The sequence below is a fragment of the Haloarcula sp. JP-L23 genome, assembly GCF_011602445.1.
In the GTDB taxonomy this organism is placed as follows: Archaea; Halobacteriota; Halobacteria; order Halobacteriales; family Haloarculaceae; genus Haloarcula; species Haloarcula pellucida.
On the sequence record NZ_CP050016.1, the window covers coordinates 88,511 to 104,361 of the forward strand.

Here is a 15,851-nt window from a genome sequence, read left to right on the forward strand (position 1 = left end):
GTCGTTAGTCGTGTCGACTCGCTGCGCTCACGACGGTCACCGATCCGACGGCGTAGCCAGCAGTTCGGTCGTGACTAAGACTGACGTCGATGTCGGCCGCTTCGAGCGATGTCCCTAGTTCGTCAAGTGTGTCCGCGAGAGCGTGGGACGCAGCGGGCGCCAGCGAGAGCCGCGGTCCATCGGTCCGTCGGTCGACTTCGATTGCTACGGTCGGGACGCCGGGTGATGGGTCGGTCAGCGTCTTCAGGAACGCTTCCTTAGCTGCCCAGCGGGCGGCGTAATGCTGTGGTGGGTCGCCCTGAGCCTCACAGTACGCTTGCTCGGCCGGGGTAAACACTCGGTTCCGAAACGAGGTACCGAACTCCTCGAGGAGATCGACGATTCTGGGGATAGACACCACGTCAATGCCGTGACTGACAGCAGGTCCGACGTCAATCGCCGGTGCGTCTGGTTCTCCTGTCACGGTTACTCGAGTACGAGTGCGGCGTTTATGCCGCCAAAGCCGGCAGACGTACTCACCACGACCTCGATATCGCCCTCGCATGACTCGGTAAGGACTGGCATCTTGCAGTCCGGATCGGGCGTTTCGTAGTTCGCTGTTGGTGGGGCGATGTCCGTTGAAATAGTCTGTACGACGACAGTGGCTTCGATGGCGCCAGCGCCGCCGAGCGCATGGCCGAGGTGACCCATGACGCTCGTCACCGAGGGGGTCGCAGTGAACGCGAACACCGACTCAAGGCCCTCGGCCTCACGGGCGTCACCGATGGGTGTACTTGTCGCGTGAGCGTTGACGTGGTCGACAGCGGTAGACTCGTACCTACCCATCTCAGGCGCGCTCGACGACGTACGATCGCAGGCCGCCAACAGTTTCTATTTCTTCGAGATCCTTGTCGGGGACGTGAACACCGATATCGGCTTCGACAGCCTCAGCGATCTCAACCATGTCCAATGATTCAGCGTTGAGTTCCTCGCCATCGAAGTGCGTATCGTCGTCAAGTGCTTCCTGATCGACGCGCAGCCGGTCTGCGACGATGCTTTCGACGCTGGTGCCAACACTTTGGTTATCAGACATGGTCCGTGATTCAATAGCGGCCGTCAAAACGTTCCCGATTCCCGCCGGGTCGAGTCCCATCGAGTCCTCAGGGGATGAGGACCACTTTACCCGTAGTCTCTCGGTTGGCGAGGGCGTCATGGACCTGCTGGGGTTCGTCCAGTGGAAGCGTCCGGTCGACGACAACCGACGTCTAGCTAGAAGGGACCCAGTTGCAGTTTGCCGATGAGACCGACGGTGAGGAGAGCATCATTTTGACCGACGGCGGTTTCGTTGAATGGATGCGTGACGATTCGATTCATCATTTAAATACTCCCTGCAGAGTCGGGAGGCCCCAGTCGTAAGTGACCGCAGCTAATCGGGTCATCATAGTAACAAGAGCGCATGCTCCGGCAGCGGTACTCCCAGATACTCCGATAGCGTCTGTGATGAAGAATGCACACCCGCCCAGCACTGCACAACTTGCATAGAAATCATCAAACAAAATAAACGGAGATCGATCTAGGAGGATATCAGCAAACGCACCACCACCCACCGCATTGATCGTTGCTATAGCGATGACACCAAAGACTGAAACGCCTGCTTCAGTGGCAACGATAGCGCCTGTCGTGGTAAAAGCTGCAAGCCCGATAGCATCCGCAATAACCGTGATTGGATGAGCGTCTGGTGACTTGAGAACGGCGCTCAGTACAATCGCTAATCCAACTCCAAGGAGTCCCAGACTGATTTCGGCGGGTGACTGAAGTGCTAGTGGAATCCGTGACACGAGGATATCACGTGTTGCTCCACCAGCAAATGCCATTGTCAAACCGACAATAGTAATCCCGAAAACATCGAATTTTTCACGGACAGCTTTCGATGAACCGACGAAAGCAAAAGCGATCAGACCAATCGTGTTCATGACTGCGAACGGATCGCCAAACAATGTTGTGATGAGATTCTGAGTCATTGCTCGTTTCTAATAGAACGATCCTTTTCAGTGCTCTGAGACTTCTTTTTCCTAATAGACCTCACGTGTAGTAGCAACAAGATAGAGCAAGCCCTTTCTAAATCTTGCGGCAGTATTGGACGAGCCAGGCTGCTCCGTCGAAGACGCGTTGAAAATCACTGTGTACTTAGCAGAAATAGACGATTTCGAAGCGATGACCAAGGTCTATGTCTCGTTCTCCGGTAGGATTTAAACAGCTCGTACCCCCGTCAAGGGCGGAAGTTTGTCAAAGGTGGTCGTTATAAAGATCAAAGCTGTTGCTTCTCGGACAGAGTAGCTCGTAGCCGATACTGCGTTTCGGACTGATTCAAGGCCCAGGGCGGATATCGATTCGCCTCGCGTATTGGTACCGATCAAGTTTGACATCGGGACACTATTTTCCAAAGTGGGAAATCCTCCACGACAGTGTACTTAGTTTCGCTCAGCCGGGTGCGTACATGGAGGCCGTGGTCTTGATTAGATTGTCTCACTGCACTACTGAGTGTGGCCTCTAATGCTCATTTTGTGAGTGAGTTTTAGCGTATCCCCGAGATAGGGCCAGACGAGGTTACCCATATTAGGAACAGCACAGTGAGAACGACCACTCGAATAATAACGGGTGTACGTGTATTATAATCATCCCAGAACAGCCTGACAGAGCTGGGTCCCGTGAGAATATACTGAATTCAGTTACAGCAGTCAGACGTGGCTGTTTTTGATACTTTGTTCGATATTGTCGACTGCTTCCTGAAGACGGTCCGCGATGATCTCATCGTCAGGAAGCCTGTACGGTGGGCCGGAAATATCCAGTGTGCCGAAAAGGTCGCCGTCGGGTTCGTTGATTGCGACTGCAACCGCTCTGAGCCCCTCTAATTCCTCCTGCTTATTCACCGCATACCCCTGTTCCCTGATTTGCTGAATTTCGTGGAACAACCTGCTTCTGCTGGTTATCGTGTTGCCAGTGTGCTTTTTCAAGCCGCGTTTGTCAATGATATCTCGAATTCGCTCGTCACTAAACTCTGCCAATGCCGCTTTCCCACAGGCTGAGCTGTGTATATTAAAGTATCGCCCCACCTGGAACCCCTCCTCCGATGGCGCCGTAATCTCATCGTAGATGATCATCATACGACCGTTCTCTTCGACCGCGAAGCTAACCTCTTCTCCAACTCTGTTAGACAGTTGCCAAGCTTCTTCCTTCGCTATTTGATATCGCTCGTCGCGTCTACGTGCCTTTTCACCGAGGTGAAATATCTTCATTCCCAGACGGTATTCACTATCCTTTTTCTGAAGGTACTCATTCTGTTTCAGCGTCTGGAGGTGCGTATGGAGCGTACTGGTCGGAATATCGGTATAATCGGAAATTTTTGTCAGACTTGCACTGTCCAACTCTCCGACTGCCTCTATGATTTTCAGCGAGGTTTCCGACGTTTTCCGCGAATGATTTCCCATATTGGGAAATACGCCGTCAGGATAAAAAAACAACCGGTGTCATGGCTAACCACCCCCACTGGTCAGCACCGATATTCCTCTCTCTGTATTCTGAACTGCTATCTAAGCCTAGAGACACGAGGAATCTAACCCCAGCTACCAGTACCTATAAAATGGCTCGCGTGATCGTTGCACATGATCGGTCGGCTACTGCGTGGTTCACCGATAGTAATCATTCGGAAGCCGACCACCGGTCCAAGAGAACCATGTCTATAGAACTCGACGACATTCAGCGAGCGCAGGACCGTCTTGATACCGAATCGGTTGCCAGAGAGACACCGGTCGAGACGAGCCGCACATTAGACCGCGACACTGACGCCCAGGTATTCCTCAAAATGGAGCACCTCCAGCGAACCGGCTCGTTCAAGACACGGGGAGCGTACAACAAACTGTCTAAGATTGCAGATGACGACGATGGAGCGACCGTCGACAGAGCGATCGCTGCCAGCGCTGGCAACCACGCGCAGGGCGTCGCGCTCGCTGCAGCGAAGACCGGGCTCGAAGCCACCATCGTCATGCCGACGAATGCACCACAATCAAAGATTGACGCGACGAGGGGCTACGGTGCCGATGTCGAACTCCGCGGCAAGAACTTCCAAGCAGCAATGGACTATGCCCAGTCGCTAGTCGACGATAGCGCGGTCTTCGTGCACGCATACGATGACCCTGATATCGTTGCTGGTCAAGGGACACTCGGCCTCGAAATACTCGATCAGGTCCCGGATATCGACACGGTCGTCGTGCCGATCGGCGGGGGCGGACTGATCGGTGGCGTCGCGGCGGCGATCGCGGAACTGGCTCCCTCCGTCCGTGTCGTTGGCGTTCAAGCCGAAGACGCAGCGACCGTCCCACAAAGCCTCCAGAAGGGTGCCCCACAGACAATCGATTCGGTCCAAACGATCGCTGATGGGATCGCAACAGGCGGCATCTCCGTGCTCACGTACAACCTCATCGACCAGCATGTCGACGAGGTGGTGACGGTCTCGGATACGGAGATCGCACATAGCATCCGCTATCTCCTCGAACGGACAAAGCAGATGGTCGAGGGTGCCGGAGCCGCGACCGTAGCGGCGCTCCTGAGCGACCGACTCGCCGTCACTGACGAGACGGTTGTTCCGATTCTCAGCGGTGGGAATCTCAGCGCGACGATGCTCCAGCGGACACTCACACACGAGCTCACCTATCGACAGCAACTCGTCCAGCTCCGGGTCCGAATCGTCGATGAGCCTGGGAAGATGGGCTGCATCTCAAACATCATCGCCGACCAGAATGCCAATATCCGGACCGTGAACCACGAGCGAGCCGTCGACGAGCTGAAGGTCGGCGAGGCGTATCTCGACATCCGGATCGAGACGAGTGGCGACCGACATACCCAACGCATCATCCAATCGATCGGTGATGCGGGCTACGAGGTCTCCCGTCTCAACTGATGTGCGCCATGGAGTCTCGGGATCGAACTACGCTGTCACACGTCGCAACTTCGCACCAATTCCCAGCTCGTCGTGGTACATCCGGGATCGTGCTCACGATAAGCTATATATTGCTCCAGAAGAGCATCTAGTGCGTGTCGACCAAAAGGCCACAGCTTCACGAGAAGCATTTGCAGTCCGGGGCCGACTTCACTGACTTCGGCGGCTGGGATATGCCGGTCTCGTTCGACTCGATACAGACCGAGCATGCTGCGGTTCGTGACTCAGTCGGTATCTTCGACGTTAGTCACATGGGTGAAGTTACGGTTTCCGGTCCGGAAGCAGCAGAACTGATGAATCGGCTTACGACCAACGACGTGACCGCGCTCGATCCAGGAGACGCTCAATACGCCTGCATCCTAGCGGAGGACGGGACGATTATTGACGACACCGTTGTTTATTTTCAGCCTGACGGCGAAGAATACCTTTTCATTCCCAACGCCGGAAACGACAAGGCGATGGTCAACCACTGGACCGACCACGCGGCGGCAAACAACCTCGACGCAACTGTTGCGAACCGGACCCAGGATCTCGGGATGTTCGCCGTGCAGGGCCCAGACGCAGTTGAGTACGTCCAGGCGGCCGCGGCCGATTCCCTTGAGGATGTGTCCCGGTTCAGTACCCGCGAAACGAGTATCGATGGCGCCGACTGTCTCGCTGCCCGGACCGGCTACACCGGTGAGGACGGCTTCGAACTGATCTTCGACGCCGATGACTCCGAGATGATCTGGGATGCGTTCGACGACGTACAGCCTTGCGGGCTCGGAGCGCGAGACACACTTAGGCTTGAGGCCGGACTGCTGCTCTCCGGACAGGACTTCCACCCAGAGGACGAACCGCGCACGCCCTACGAGGCGCGACTGGGATTCGTCGTCGATAGCTCGAAGCCGTTCTTCGTCGGCCAGGAGGCACTTCGCGACGCGGACAACCCCGACGAACTGCTCATCGGGCTGGAGTTGCAGGAGCGAGGGGTCCCGCGCCACGGATATCCGATCCTGCACGATGGCGAGCAGGTCGGCCATGTAACCAGTGGGACGATGAGTCCGACGCTTGAGGTACCAATCGCGCTCGGCTATGTCGATGCCGCGTACGTCGATGAAGGCACCTCACTCGGCGTCGAGGTACGCAATAGGACGGTGGCGGCGACGGTTGTAAGCCACCGATTCCTCCAAGAGCATCGCGAGTGAACTACCAACGAATCACAAATACCACCAATGGAATTTGACATACCCGACGGACCGTACTATACCGAATCGCACGAGTGGATCGAACTAATCGAAGATACTGTGAGGATCGGGATCACCGACTTTGCACAGGACGAACTCGGTGACATCGTCTTCGTGGAACTGCCGGCTGCCGGCACCAATTTCGACGCTGGCGACGACTTTGCCGTCATCGAGAGTATCAAGGCTGTCTCCGATGTCTACGCCCCTGTTGCTGGCGTCGTCGCAGACATCAATGAGGCCGTGGAGTCCGAGCCCGAACTCGTCAACGAGGATCCTTACGGTGACGGCTGGCTGATCGAACTGGAGCTCGATGGGGACCTCGATACAGAATCCTTCCTGTCAGCTAGCGAATATCGAGAGCAGATCGAATAATCAGACGGGGCAAACAACAATGTCACAGCAATTCCAAGACACGAAAAGCGAGCACCGATCTACAGACAGCCCCTTTGCGCCACACACCGAAGAGGACGTTCAGGCGATGCTCGACGCCATTGGCGCCGAGTCCGTTGAGGACCTGTTCGACGTCCCATCGTCGGTCCAGTTCGACGGGTCGTTTGGGATCGAGTCGTCGTCGGAGCAATCGGTCGTTCGTGACGTATCGGACACGCTTGCACGGAACGACCAACTTACCGAGTTCCTCGGTCGCGGCCGGTACGAACACTACGTACCCTCGCTCATCGATAACCTCTCGTTGCGCTCGGAATTCCTTACGAGTTACACACAGTACCAGCCTGAGATCGCTCAAGGGTTCTTGCAGGCGTTGTTCGAGTATCAGTCGATGCTGGTTGAACTTACCGGCCTTGAGGTCGCGAACTGCTCGATGTATGACGCGGCGACGGCGCTGGGCGAAGCAGCGCTGTTGGCTGACCGAGTCCGCGGAACGAGCGGCTCGAAGGTACTGGTCTCAGACCTCGTCCGTGAAGAGCGTCTCTCTGTCCTCAAGAACTATCTTATTGGTAGCGATATGACGGTCGAGACGTATCCCACTGTGGACGGGACAACCGATCCGACAGCGCTTGCCGACAACGTCACCGATGAGACGGTGATGATATACGTTGAGAATCCCACGGCTGTTGGCACCATCGAGGAGAACCTCTCGACGGTCGGCGATATCGCAGACGAGCATGACGCTGCGTTCTGCTTAGGGACAGATCCCGTCGCGCTTGCACTGCTCGAGGAACCGTCCACCGTCGGCGCAGATGTAGTCGTCGGCGACGCGAGTGCCCTCGGACTGTCACCTGCCTACGGGTTAGGCCTCGGCCTCTTCGCCTGCCGCGAGGACTACCTCCGGCAAGTACCAGGACGGCTCGTCGGTGCGAGCGAAGACGCGAACGACAACCGTGCCTACACACTAACACTGCAGACCCGAGAACAACATATCCGCCGAGAGCGGGCTACCTCCAATATCTGCACCAACCAGGCGTGGGTCGCTCTGCGAACCGCGATCCACGTCGCCTGGCTCGGCGCGACCGGGCTGGTCGATTTGGCCGAGGAGTGCGTCCAACTCCCCCGAGAACTGGCGGCCGACCTTAATGACATCGATGGCGTCACTGCACCGGTCCACGACCGGCACCACTTCCGCGAGTTCCTCGCGGAGACGCCCCGGGACGCTGAGCAGGTCGCCTCTGACCTCGAAAGCGTCGGATTCGCGGTTCATGCCGTCGACGAACACCAAATCCAGGTCTGTATCACCGACGCGAACCGGTCTGAGCGGGATGAGTTCGTGGAGGCTGTCAAGGAGGTGGTGGCCTGATGCAGCACTACAATCAGGCCGTCTGGAGTGAGACGGACGACTCTCGCTACGAGCCCCTACTCGCAGAAAAGAACGAGCAGACAGTCGACGTCGAGGACCGAACCGAACTTCCCGACGAGTTAACTCGCGAATCAGTGACGCTCCCGGAGCTCTCGGAACCCGAGATTGCGCGCCATTACACGCGCCTATCCCAGATGAATTACGGCGTCGAGAGCGGGCCATTCCCGTTGGGGTCCTGTACGATGAAGTATAACCCCAAGTTCACCGAAGAGGTCGCCGCGCTTGCCGACGCGGCCGTTCACCCGGACAGGTCTGCTGAGAGTACCCAGGGCACGCTCGCGGTGTATGCCCGTTTGCAGGACTACCTCGGGCGGATTGGTGGGATGGACGCAGTGACACTCCAGCCGCCTGCCGGCGCATCTGGCGAGTTCACTGGCATTCTCGTCGCTAAGGGCTACCACGAACACAACGGTGAGGGGAACCGCAGCAAGGTCATCGTCCCCGCAAGTGCCCATGGGACGAACTTCGCGAGCGCAGTGATGGCAGGGTATGAGGTGGTCGAACTCCCGCCGAGTGACGATGGCCGGGTTGATCTCGATGCACTGGAAGCGGCTGTCGGCGATGATACGGCGGCACTGATGCTGACGAACCCGAACACGCTGGGGCTGTTCGAGCGCGACATCGAGGAGATCGCTGAGATTGTCCACGATGCAGGCGGACTCCTGTACTACGACGGGGCGAATCTGAACGCGCTGCTGGGCCAGGCCCGGCCGGGCGACATGGGGTTCGACATCATGCACTTCAATCTGCACAAAACCTTCGCCACTCCCCACGGCGGTGGCGGGCCGGGAGCCGGTCCGATCGGTGTCACAGCTGATCTGGCCGAATTCCTTCCCTCCCCGCACGTGCGGGCCGACGGCGAGAGCTACGAGTTGTACGAGCCCGAACGCTCGATTGGTAAGGTTCACGGCGCGATGGGGAACTGGCTCGTCCTACTGAAAGCCTACGCCTACATCGAGCGGCTCGGTGACGAAGGACTCACAGACACGAGTGCGAAGGCGGTACTGAACGCGAATTATCTCGGATCGCAGATCGACCTCGACATACCTTTCGGACCGTTCCACCACGAGTTCGTCGCTAGCGCTGGCGACCGCGACGCCGCCGACTTCGCGAAGAGAATGCTCGATTACGGGGTCCACCCGCCGACGACAAAGTGGCCGGAAATTGTTTCCGAGGCCCTCATGACAGAACCGACGGAGATGGAAAGCCAGGACACCCTCGACCAACTCGCCGATGCGTTCAATACGGTGGCAGGAGAGAACGAGGAGTCGCTGTCGACGGCGCCGTCATCAACGGCAGCCCGTCGCATCGATCAGACAAGCGCTGCCCGAAACCCGCGCCTCTCCTGGCACTCGCTTGAGTGAGCTGCGGCGCTAAGCCTTTCCCGTCAAGGTCGTGCCGGTGATCCGGCTCGGCTCTTCCACAGCACTGCGTTTATCCTGACCCCCTCCAGCTTGACGGGGAAGTATTAACAGGAGGCAGCCGAGAATGTTCCAAGAGGCCAGCATACCCATGCAAGAGACAGACGTACTTATCATAGGCGGCGGTCCCGCGGGCTATGTCACAGCCATCCGTGCGGGACAGCTCGGCCAAACCGTCACTCTCGTTGATCGGAGTGGCGTTGGCGGAACGTGTCTGAATCACGGCTGTATCCCTTCTAAGGCGCTGATCGACGCAGCCGACGATGTCCACTCGATCCGGAACGTGGAGGATCGAGGCATCGAGGCAGATGTTTCGGTCGACTTCGCGCGTCTCGTCCAATGGAAGGATCGCGTTGTTCGGCGGCTCACAAAGGGGGTTGAGAAGCTCTGTAAGGCCAACGACGTCACACTACGCAAGGGAACGGCCCAATTGGTCGCCGAGCACCGCGCAGAGGTCTGGGAGGATGGGAACGGAGACACCGAAACGATCGCGTTCGACCACGCAATTGTCGCTACCGGGAGCAGACCGATCGAACTCCCCGGATTCTCGTTCGACGACGAACCGATTCTGAACGCGAAGGCGGCGCTCGATCTCGATGCGATTCCTGACGAACTCGCGGTCGTCGGTGCGGGCTACATCGGGATGGAACTGTCGACGATGTTCGCCAAACTTGGTGTGGACGTGACCGTCGTCGAGATGTTGGACGCGCCGCTGCCGCGGTACTCGGATGATTTAACCCAGCCGGTGCGAAAACGGGCCGAGAAGCTCGGGTTGTCCTTTCAGTTCGGTCGCGTCGCAACAGACTGGGAGCGAATCGACAATGGACAGATACGGATTGCCACCGAACCTGCCAGGAACGAAACGAACGAGGACGCGGTCGAATGGCTAACAGCCGATAAGGCGTTGATCGCGATCGGTCGTAATCCGGTCTCCGACACAGCAGGGATTGACGCACTCGGGGTCGAGTGCGACGAGAATGGATTTGTCGAAACGGACGAACTCGGACGAACGAATATCGATCAGATCTTCGCCGTGGGTGACGTTGCAGGCGAACCAATGCTTGCCCACGAGGGAAGCGCTGCGGGCGTCGTTGCAGCCGAGACGATTGCAGGTGCGGCGCCCGACCCAGTCCGTACCGTTCCGAGTGTTGTGTTCACTGATCCCGAGATCGGGTCTGTTGGGTTGACCGAAACCCAGGCGCGCGAACAGGGCTACGAACCTACTACGGGCGAGTTCCCGTTCCGAGCGAGCGGGCGAGCGCTGACGTCTGGAGAGCGGACGGGGTTCGTGAGACTCGTCGCTGACGCCGAATCTGGGACCGTCCTGGGTGGACAGATCGTCGGCCCCGAGGCATCCGAGTTGACTGCCGAGATTGGACTCACCGTCGAGCAGGAACTGACACTTTCGGACATCGTTTCGACCGTCCACGCCCATCCCACGCTCTCTGAAGCGATCATGGAAGCGGCCGACTGCGCGCTCGGCCATCCGATCCATACATTGGACCGGTAATTGGTTCTGCCCAGTGACTCAAGCCATGAACGGGAGGTCTGGCCGCGAGCAGTCCAACGCAGGTCACTGTAGGCCGGGGACATGGTACTGCCGTCTGCTGCAGTGCCGCGGTCCTGTCGACTCAAAATCGCAGTCTGGGATCGGTTGGGGGAAGTCGCCTTACTGGCCGGCGATGGCTTCGATCTCGACACCGACGCCTTTCGGGAGTTCGCTGACACCAACGGCGCTACGTGCGGGAGGTTCGTCGTCGAAGTAACCGCTGTACACCTCGTTCATTGCCTCGAAATCGTCGATGTCGTCGAGAAAGACGGTTACTTTGAGGACATCGCTCATCGCCAGTCCTGCCTCGGCCAGTACCGCTTCCACGTTATCGAGCGCCTGTTCGGTTTGTCTGGCGATCGGCGCGTCGTCTAATAGATCGCCATCGGGTGTCGCAGGGATCTGTCCGGCGGTAAATACAACACCGTCGTGTTTGGTCGCTTGGCTGTACGCACCGACCGCTGCCGGCGCTTCGGCTGTCTCTATGGTTCGCACCATACACCAATCACTCCGGCCCATCGACTTAAAATATGGTACAGACCGGTGGTTTGGTGGTTGTTTTCAGGACCGACTCGGGGACCTATGAACCGACTACGGGAGTTGCGTTCTTTCCAAATCGTCCCGAGACCACAGTTTCGACCGAGGGTTTTAATTCTACTAGTGGTGATAACTGAACACGTATGTTACCGGACAGTGACCTGTCAGCGTCAGAGCCAGACGTTCAAGCCGCCATCCGAGGAGAAAAGAGACGACAAGAAGAGAACCTAGAGATGATTGCCTCGGAGAATCACGTCTCCAAGGCTGTCCTTGAAGCGCAGGGTTCGGTACTAACCAACAAGTACGCCGAGGGGTATCCCGGATCACGGTACTACGGCGGCTGCGACCACGTCGATACTGTGGAACAGCTGGCCATCGATCGGGCGAAAGAACTCTTCGGAGCCGAACACGCGAACGTCCAGCCTCACAGCGGTACGCAGGCCAATATGGGTGTCTACTTTGCGATGCTGGAGCCTGGCGACCGGCTCCTCTCGCTGGACCTCACCCACGGCGGTCATCTCTCGCACGGTTATCACGTCAACTTCTCGGGTCAGTACTACGAGGTTGAGCAGTACGGCGTCGATCCGGAGACGGGGTACATCGACTACGACGAACTCGCCAACCACGCCGAGCAATTCGACCCGGGTCTCATCGTCAGTGGATCGTCAGCGTACCCGCGAGAGTTCGATTACGAGCGCATCGGCGAGATCGCCGACGCCGTCGACGCGTACCACATGGCGGACATCGCCCACGTCACGGGACTCATCGCTGGTGGCGTCCATTCGAACCCGGTTGGGGACGCCGACTTCGTGACGGCGAGTACGCACAAAACGATTCGTGCTGGCCGCGGTGGGATAATCCTCACGACGGAGGAGCATGCCGAGGAAATCAACAGAGCAATTTTCCCCGGCGCGCAGGGCGGCCCGTTGATGCATAACGTCGCCGGCAAGGCCGTCGGCTTCGGGGAAGCGCTCACCGACGAATTCAGAGATTACGCGGAACAGATCGTTGCGAATGCAAAGGCGCTCGCAGACGTATTCACCGATCGCGGAGTGTCGCTCGTCAGCGGTGGCACCGACAAGCATCTTCTCCTCGTCGACCTGCGTGAATCGCATCCGTCGATTACCGGAAAAGACGCCGAGGAGCGACTTGAGAGTGTCGGGATCACGGTCAACAAGAATACCGTCCCGGGCGAGTCACGGTCGCCGTTCATCACAAGCGGCATCCGCATCGGGACGCCTGCGTTGACGACGCGCGGGTTCAACGAGCCGGAGATGGAAACGATCGGCAATTACATAGTCGATCTCCTCAACAACCCAGACGACGATGACCTGGCCGAGGAGGTATCGATGGAAGTGGATCAACTCTGTTCGGAGTACCCCATTTATGACTAATCATCGATCGACTGTCAAATACTATGAGCAAGGCGCGTAAACCGGACTGGCTGAAGATTCGGCCGCCATCGGGCGAGCGATTCACCGATATCAAGCAATCGCTCCGCGAGCGGGGCCTCCACACCGTCTGTGAGGAGGCTAACTGTCCAAATATGGGCGAATGTTGGTCCGGCCGTGACGGTCCCGGCACTGCGACTTTCATGCTCATGGGCGACCGCTGCTCGCGGGGGTGTAACTTCTGCGATGTCGAGACCGGTGGGATGGAGCCGCTTGACGAGGACGAACCAGTGAACGTTGCGGAAGCTGTCGCTGACATCGGTCTCGACTATGTCGTCCTCACGTCAGTCGACCGTGATGATCTGCCCGATCAGGGCGCGAATCACTTCGCCCGGACCATCCACGCAATCAAGGAACGGGATCCCTCGATCCTCGTGGAGTGCCTGATCCCAGACTTTCAGGGCGATCCTGACCTGGTTGGGAAAATCGTTGACGCCGAACCAGATGTGATCGCTCATAACGTTGAGACCGTTGAGCGCCTCCAGTGGCCGGTCCGGGACCGCCGCGCCGGTTACGAGCAGTCGCTCTCAGTCCTCAAGCAGGTCGGGCGAGAGAGCGACATCTACACGAAGACAAGCCTGATGCTGGGCGTCGGCGAGTACGCCCATGAGGTGTACGAGACGCTATCGGACCTCCGGCAGGTCGGCGTTGATGTCGTGACGCTGGGTCAGTATCTCCAGCCCTCCCGATCACATCTTGAAGTCAGCGAATACGTCCACCCAGACGCCTTCGACACTTGGCAGCGCGTCGCCGAAGAGGAACTGGACTTCCTCTATTGCGCCTCTGGCCCAATGGTCCGATCCTCGTACCGCGCCGGTGAACTGTTCATCGAGGCGGTACTCAACGGGGAGGATATCGAACGGGTACGCGAGCGAGTACGGACCCAGTCGCGAACAGACCTGGTGATCAAATAAGAAAACAAATGACGAAAACGACAGCAGACACGGGACTTGAGGAACTTGAGCACGGAACTGAACTGATCAAACAGGGGTTCGCGAAGATGCAGAAGGGTGGCGTCATCATGGACGTCGTCACGCCAGAACAGGCCCGCATCGCCGAGGACGTCGGTGCCGTCGCAGTGATGAACCTTGAAGCGGTGCCGGCCGACATCCGCAAGCGCGGCGGCGTCGCCCGGATGGCCGACCCCGCCTCCCTGCAGGCGGTCATCGACGAGGTGTCCATCCCGGTGATGGGCAAGGCGCGAATCGGCCACACGAAGGAGGCCGAAATCCTTGAAGCCGCGGGCGCAGACATGCTGGACGAGAGCGAGGTGCTCACGCCGGCCGACGACCGCTACCACATCGACAAGCGCGACTTCACCGCGCCGTTCGTCTGTGGTGCCCGCAACCTGCAGGAGGCCCTGCGCCGCATCGACGAGGGCGCGGCGATGATTCGGACCAAGGGTGAGGCCGGCACCGGCGACGTGAACCAAGCCGTCCACCACCAGCGCAACAACAAGGGCTCGATTCGCAAACTCGAAGGCATGAGCTACGAGGAACGCGAGAAGTGGGCCCGCGAGCACGAAGTGCCCGCCGACCTCGTCCACGAGACGGCCGACATGGGCCGGCTTCCAGTCGTCAACTTCGCCGCCGGTGGCATCACGACGCCCGCCGACGCCGCGCTGATGATGCACCACGGCTGTGACGGCATCTTCGTCGGCTCGGGCATCTTCGGTGCCGAGGACCCCGAGGCGATGGGCACCGCCATCGTCGAGGCCGTCAACAACTGGGACGACCCCGAGAAACTCACCGAAATCAGCAAGAACGTCGGCAAGGGCATGAAAGGCGACGCCAACGCCGACCTGCCCGAAGAGGAGCAACTCCAAGGACGCGGCGTTTAGGCTCGCATGCTGGGGTACCGACAGGCGCCGACTGTCCTCCAATGAACGAGTGTCGGACTCACCGCTTGTGAGGGACATCAAACCATTTGATGAGACTGTTTACATACGAACTTCGAAACTGCAATATCGGTTTTGCGCGCATGATTGCGGCGAATCTAACGCGTTTTCGGTGCAACGCCCGGCTCTTTTAGCCATCGCATCTACGGGACTCTGCATAGCGGATTGTTATATACCTGTGAGACCCCACCGATGGTTATATATGGTAGTTCGTTATATAACGAATATGCTATGATGTGGCTAGAGCTAGTACCAATAGCACCAGCGTATATGGACGTCGCCAATAGTCGCTGGTTGTGGCTCTCGACGTTACCAGTTGTTTCAGTAGTACTGTTGCAAGCCGCTATCTTTCTCCGGCGCGCGTGGAACGACGGGAGGGAGATGGGGCTATCGGAGAAGAAACTGAAGACTGGGTTTAAAACAGGGTTGATCTCGGCTATCGGTCCTTCAGTCGCGGTATTAGCTGGGATGTTGGCTTTGATTGCGACAGTCGGTGGTCCCGTTGCGTGGATGCGTCTTTCAGTGATCGGGTCGGTGGCGTTCGAGCTACCAGCTGCTGAGTTAGGCCTCAGCCAGTTCGGATACAGCCTGGGTGACGAGGGCATCACTGAAACGGCGTACGCAACGGCAGTCTGGTCGATGACACTCGGTGGCACTGGCTGGTTGCTCGTCTCGGCATTCGGAACGCGGCATATGGAGAAAGTCAGAACGAAAATCAGCAACGGCAATGAAAAACTCATACCCATTATCAGCGCCGCAGCGATGCTTGGCGCGTTCGCGTACTTTCTGAGTGGTGAAGTCACAGCCGGAACTCCAGAGACTGGTGCCGTCGCCGTTGGAGGACTTGCTATGCTCGCGTTGTTGCACCTTGCTGACAGTCGAGATATTCAGTGGCTCAGGGAGTGGGCACTTGGAGCAGCGATGTTAGTTGGCCTCCTGGTCGGTGTTGTGATACAAGTGACTCTCGGGAGTTTGTGGTAAC

The 15,851-nt window shown here is 58.2% G+C and carries 17 protein-coding genes; 11 read left to right on the forward strand and 6 right to left on the reverse strand.

Translation table 11 applies throughout. The features are described 5' to 3' along the window. Positions 1–4: 4 nt before the first annotated feature. The 4 genes from G9465_RS21715 to G9465_RS21730 form a co-directional block, all read right to left on the reverse strand. Positions 5–463, reverse strand: a complete 459-nt coding sequence (locus G9465_RS21715; protein ID WP_227015849.1) for a holo-ACP synthase — start codon at positions 461–463, stop codon at positions 5–7. 2 nt (positions 464–465) lie between these two features. Continuing rightward, entirely contained in the window at positions 466–825 is a 360-nt protein-coding gene (locus tag G9465_RS21720) for a hypothetical protein (RefSeq protein ID WP_166974516.1), read from the reverse strand. A 1-nt stretch (position 826) separates the two neighbouring features. Then, the gene (locus G9465_RS21725) at positions 827–1,132 is read right to left on the reverse strand and encodes a phosphopantetheine-binding protein (protein ID WP_227015850.1); all 306 of its coding nucleotides are present in this window, start codon (positions 1,130–1,132) and stop codon (positions 827–829) included. Positions 1,133–1,352: 220 nt separating this feature from the next. Beyond that, positions 1,353–2,000 (reverse strand): trimeric intracellular cation channel family protein, encoded by a 648-nt coding sequence (locus G9465_RS21730; protein ID WP_166974518.1) that lies wholly within the window; start codon positions 1,998–2,000, stop codon positions 1,353–1,355. 148 nt (positions 2,001–2,148) lie between these two features. On the opposite strand from G9465_RS21730, the gene G9465_RS26475 reads away from it, so the two are divergent. Continuing rightward, positions 2,149–2,232 (forward strand): hypothetical protein, encoded by an 84-nt coding sequence (locus G9465_RS26475; RefSeq protein ID WP_394353992.1) that lies wholly within the window; start codon positions 2,149–2,151, stop codon positions 2,230–2,232. Positions 2,233–2,717: 485 nt separating this feature from the next. Here G9465_RS26475 and G9465_RS21740 read toward each other — a convergent pair whose 3' ends face one another. Then, positions 2,718–3,467, reverse strand: coding sequence for an IclR family transcriptional regulator (locus G9465_RS21740; RefSeq protein WP_166974523.1), 750 nt, complete (start codon positions 3,465–3,467; stop codon positions 2,718–2,720). A gap of 245 nt (positions 3,468–3,712) precedes the next feature. Here G9465_RS21740 and ilvA point away from each other — a divergent pair, with 245 nt between their 5' ends. From ilvA to lpdA, 6 genes are all read left to right on the forward strand, one after another. Beyond that, positions 3,713–4,936 carry a threonine ammonia-lyase gene (ilvA, locus tag G9465_RS21745; RefSeq protein ID WP_166974526.1) on the forward strand — a complete coding sequence of 408 codons (1,224 nt, stop codon included), beginning with the start codon at positions 3,713–3,715 and terminating at the stop codon, positions 4,934–4,936. Between the two features lie 134 nt (positions 4,937–5,070). After that, positions 5,071–6,162: a glycine cleavage system aminomethyltransferase GcvT gene (gcvT, locus tag G9465_RS21750; RefSeq protein ID WP_166974528.1), complete on the forward strand. Its 1,092-nt coding sequence runs from the start codon at positions 5,071–5,073 to the stop codon at positions 6,160–6,162. 27 nt (positions 6,163–6,189) lie between these two features. Beyond that, the gene (gcvH, locus tag G9465_RS21755; RefSeq protein ID WP_166974531.1) at positions 6,190–6,573 is read left to right on the forward strand and encodes a glycine cleavage system protein GcvH; all 384 of its coding nucleotides are present in this window, start codon (positions 6,190–6,192) and stop codon (positions 6,571–6,573) included. A gap of 19 nt (positions 6,574–6,592) precedes the next feature. Further along, the gene (gene gcvPA, locus G9465_RS21760) at positions 6,593–7,954 is read left to right on the forward strand and encodes an aminomethyl-transferring glycine dehydrogenase subunit GcvPA (protein ID WP_166974534.1); all 1,362 of its coding nucleotides are present in this window, start codon (positions 6,593–6,595) and stop codon (positions 7,952–7,954) included. Continuing rightward, complete coding sequence (gene gcvPB, locus G9465_RS21765) at positions 7,954–9,378, forward strand: aminomethyl-transferring glycine dehydrogenase subunit GcvPB (RefSeq protein WP_166974537.1); 1,425 nt, start codon at positions 7,954–7,956, stop codon at positions 9,376–9,378. The genes gcvPA and gcvPB overlap by 1 nt, the downstream gene beginning before the upstream one ends. A gap of 124 nt (positions 9,379–9,502) precedes the next feature. Then, the gene (gene lpdA / locus G9465_RS21770; protein ID WP_227015851.1) at positions 9,503–10,945 is read left to right on the forward strand and encodes a dihydrolipoyl dehydrogenase; all 1,443 of its coding nucleotides are present in this window, start codon (positions 9,503–9,505) and stop codon (positions 10,943–10,945) included. A 159-nt stretch (positions 10,946–11,104) separates the two neighbouring features. Here the strand turns inward: lpdA and G9465_RS21775 are convergent, their stop codons facing one another. Next, positions 11,105–11,482: a Rid family detoxifying hydrolase gene (locus G9465_RS21775; protein ID WP_166974540.1), complete on the reverse strand. Its 378-nt coding sequence runs from the start codon at positions 11,480–11,482 to the stop codon at positions 11,105–11,107. Between the two features lie 182 nt (positions 11,483–11,664). Here G9465_RS21775 and glyA point away from each other — a divergent pair, with 182 nt between their 5' ends. The 4 genes from glyA to G9465_RS21795 all read left to right on the forward strand — a co-directional run bounded on the left by glyA (position 11,665) and on the right by G9465_RS21795 (position 15,850). Next, entirely contained in the window at positions 11,665–12,915 is a 1,251-nt protein-coding gene (gene glyA / locus G9465_RS21780) for a serine hydroxymethyltransferase (RefSeq protein ID WP_166974543.1), read from the forward strand. A 23-nt stretch (positions 12,916–12,938) separates the two neighbouring features. After that, a complete protein-coding gene (gene lipA, locus G9465_RS21785) occupies positions 12,939–13,886 on the forward strand; it encodes a lipoyl synthase (protein ID WP_166974546.1) in 948 nt (315 codons plus the stop codon). 8 nt (positions 13,887–13,894) lie between these two features. Further along, complete coding sequence (gene pdxS, locus G9465_RS21790) at positions 13,895–14,812, forward strand: pyridoxal 5'-phosphate synthase lyase subunit PdxS (RefSeq protein ID WP_166974549.1); 918 nt, start codon at positions 13,895–13,897, stop codon at positions 14,810–14,812. 288 nt (positions 14,813–15,100) lie between these two features. Continuing rightward, a complete protein-coding gene (locus G9465_RS21795; protein ID WP_349674920.1) occupies positions 15,101–15,850 on the forward strand; it encodes a DUF5058 family protein in 750 nt (249 codons plus the stop codon). The last annotated feature ends 1 nt before the right edge of the window (position 15,851 follow it).

Excerpts from the sequence above, each read along its gene's own strand:
- lipA (WP_166974546.1), top strand. The coding sequence starts at position 12,939 with ATGAGCAAGGCGCGTAAACCGGACTGGCTGAAGATTCGGCCGCCATCG.
- ilvA (WP_166974526.1), top strand. The coding sequence starts at position 3,713 with ATGTCTATAGAACTCGACGACATTCAGCGAGCGCAGGACCGTCTTGAT.
- G9465_RS21730 (WP_166974518.1), bottom strand. The coding sequence starts at position 2,000 with ATGACTCAGAATCTCATCACAACATTGTTTGGCGATCCGTTCGCAGTC.
- G9465_RS21725 (WP_227015850.1), bottom strand. The coding sequence starts at position 1,132 with ATGGGACTCGACCCGGCGGGAATCGGGAACGTTTTGACGGCCGCTATT.
- lpdA (WP_227015851.1), top strand. The coding sequence starts at position 9,503 with ATGTTCCAAGAGGCCAGCATACCCATGCAAGAGACAGACGTACTTATC.
- G9465_RS21775 (WP_166974540.1), bottom strand. The coding sequence starts at position 11,482 with ATGGTGCGAACCATAGAGACAGCCGAAGCGCCGGCAGCGGTCGGTGCG.
- G9465_RS21740 (WP_166974523.1), bottom strand. The coding sequence starts at position 3,467 with ATGGGAAATCATTCGCGGAAAACGTCGGAAACCTCGCTGAAAATCATA.
- G9465_RS21720 (WP_166974516.1), bottom strand. The coding sequence starts at position 825 with ATGGGTAGGTACGAGTCTACCGCTGTCGACCACGTCAACGCTCACGCG.
- G9465_RS21795 (WP_349674920.1), top strand. The coding sequence starts at position 15,101 with ATGATGTGGCTAGAGCTAGTACCAATAGCACCAGCGTATATGGACGTC.
- gcvPB (WP_166974537.1), top strand. The coding sequence starts at position 7,954 with ATGCAGCACTACAATCAGGCCGTCTGGAGTGAGACGGACGACTCTCGC.
- gcvPA (WP_166974534.1), top strand. The coding sequence starts at position 6,593 with ATGTCACAGCAATTCCAAGACACGAAAAGCGAGCACCGATCTACAGAC.
- pdxS (WP_166974549.1), top strand. The coding sequence starts at position 13,895 with ATGACGAAAACGACAGCAGACACGGGACTTGAGGAACTTGAGCACGGA.
- glyA (WP_166974543.1), top strand. The coding sequence starts at position 11,665 with ATGTTACCGGACAGTGACCTGTCAGCGTCAGAGCCAGACGTTCAAGCC.
- gcvH (WP_166974531.1), top strand. The coding sequence starts at position 6,190 with ATGGAATTTGACATACCCGACGGACCGTACTATACCGAATCGCACGAG.